This window comes from Bacillus cereus group sp. BfR-BA-01492, from assembly GCF_022662815.1.
Lineage (GTDB): Bacteria > Bacillota > Bacilli > Bacillales > Bacillaceae_G > Bacillus_A > Bacillus_A cereus_BD.
This window is the reverse complement of record NZ_JAKUEH010000082.1, coordinates 1-223: the sequence shown is the minus strand read 5'-3', so window position 1 is coordinate 223 and position 223 is coordinate 1. Positions and strand designations below refer to the sequence as shown.

Here is a 223-nt window from a genome sequence, read left to right as displayed (position 1 = left end):
CCAGAGTATACAACAAAATCTCAATCAATCTATATTTAGTATTCAAATGCAATGGCAAGGAGCAACGAGCCAGCGTTTTTATGGGGAATATGTGAGATCAACGAAACTTATAGAGTCATATATACATAACTTACAAGTGACAGAAAAAGAATTACGGCGCATTGCCAAAAAGTTTCGTCAAGCAGATGAGGAATATCAGAAGAAACAAAAAGAGAAAGTAAAA

At 34.5% G+C, this 223-nt stretch carries 1 protein-coding gene; it reads left to right on the top strand.

Annotated elements, in window-relative coordinates; all coding sequences use genetic code 11:
- Positions 1–223, top strand: a 223-nt coding sequence (locus MR063_RS22345; RefSeq protein ID WP_242201351.1) for a WXG100 family type VII secretion target, incomplete at both ends; no start/stop codon positions are given.